This window comes from Streptomyces durbertensis (assembly GCF_014156695.1).
Classification (GTDB): domain Bacteria; phylum Actinomycetota; class Actinomycetes; order Streptomycetales; family Streptomycetaceae; genus Streptomyces; species Streptomyces durbertensis.
This window is the reverse complement of record NZ_WMLF01000731.1, coordinates 1-1510: the sequence shown is the minus strand read 5'-3', so window position 1 is coordinate 1510 and position 1510 is coordinate 1. Positions and strand designations below refer to the sequence as shown.

The following is a 1510-nucleotide window of genomic DNA, read 5'->3' as shown; positions in this document are numbered from 1 at the left end:
CTCCGTCCCCCGGGGGAGCGGAACCGGGTCGTCCGCTCGCCGGGCCGTGCCGGGCTTGCCATGACGGGGCGGGGGTGAGGGAGGATGGTCGGAGCCGTACGAAGGGAACACCCACGTGAGCATCGACCCGTCCTCGATTCCGAATTTCGGGGGCCAGCAGCCGCAGCCGCAGGGAGGCCCGGCAGGACCGGTCATCCCGGACCAGGAGCTGGTGAAGCAGCTCCTGGAGCAGATGGAACTCAAGTACGTCGTGGACGACGAGGGCGACCTCGCCGCGCCGTGGGAGGAGTTCCGCACGTACTTCATGTTCCGTGGCGAGGAAGAGCAGCAGGTCTTCTCGGTCCGTACGTTCTACGACCGGCCGCACGCCATCGAGGACAAGGTCAAGCTCCTCGAGGCGACCGACGACTGGAACCGCCGCACCCTGTGGCCGAAGGTCTACAGCCACACCCACGACGACGGCACGGTCCGCCTCATCGGCGAGGCGCAGATGCTCATCGGCATGGGTGTCGCGCTGGAGCACTTCGTGTCCAGCACGGTCAGCTGGGTGCGGGCGTCGATCGAGTTCGACAAGTGGCTCGTGGAGACGCTCGGGCTGGAGAAGGACGCCGAGTCCGGCTCCGAGGACTAGGCAGTCTGACCTCCGCCTCGTCCCGCCGACCTCCCCCCGCGCGCCCGGCCTGCCAGGCCGGGCGCGCGGTGCGTTCCCGCCCTACCGCCTCGCCCGCTGTCGAACCTCACCCCAACCGGTGAACGAACTGGTCGCGCAACTCGTAGCGCGCCGCGACCACCGCCAGCCGGCCGGCGGCGACACGCGGAGCGAGGTCCGGCTCGGCGGCGAGGGCGTCCCGCACCCGCCGGGCGTGCGCGCTCACGGTCGCGTCGACCCGGGCGGTGCCGTGCTGCGAGTGGTCGATGGCCGGGAAGATCTGCTCGGCGACGTACTGGATGTGCGCCGGCAGCTTCTCGCCGGTCTCCTCGGCGTGCACGGCCGCCGCCACCGCGCCGCACGACTGGTGCCCCAGCACCAGCACCAGCGGGATGTCCAGTTCCAGCACGCCGTAGGCGACGCTGCCGAGCACCGCCTCGTCCAGCACGCCGCCCGCCGACCGGACCGTCATCAGGTCCCCGAGGCCCTGGTCGAAGACCAGCTCCGGCGGCACCCGGGAGTCGATGCAGCCGAGTATCAGCGCGAACGGCCGCTGTCCGGAGACCAGCACCTGTCTGATGTGCCGGCCCTCGTGCGGGTGCCGCTGGCGCAGGTCGCGCCAGCGCCGGTTGCCGCGTGCCAGCTCCCGCAACGCGGCCGGCGGCGTCTCCGGCCGCGCCCCCGCACCGCCGCCGCCCGGCGCGGCAAGCGCCGAACCGCCGAAAGTCAACACCGCCCCGGCGGCGGCCGTCCCGCCCACCGCCGCCCTCAGCACCGTCCGACGGTCGGTTCCGGCCCGCCCGCCGACGTCGTCCCGATTCGCAAGCATGTCCGGAAGCTACGGCGCCAACGCCCCCGGAC

At 72.6% G+C, this 1510-nt stretch carries 2 protein-coding genes; one reads left to right on the top strand and one right to left on the bottom strand.

Annotation, left to right across the window (positions count from 1 at the left end):
* The first annotated feature begins 115 nt into the window (after positions 1–115).
* On the top strand, positions 116–631 hold the full coding sequence (locus GL263_RS26360; RefSeq protein WP_182858248.1) for a YbjN domain-containing protein: 516 nt from the start codon (positions 116–118) through the stop codon (positions 629–631).
* Positions 632–737: 106 nt separating this feature from the next.
* Here GL263_RS26360 and GL263_RS26355 read toward each other — a convergent pair whose 3' ends face one another.
* The gene (locus GL263_RS26355) at positions 738–1478 is read right to left on the bottom strand and encodes a carbonic anhydrase (RefSeq protein ID WP_182858247.1); all 741 of its coding nucleotides are present in this window, start codon (positions 1476–1478) and stop codon (positions 738–740) included.
* Between the last annotated feature and the right edge of the window lie 32 nt (positions 1479–1510).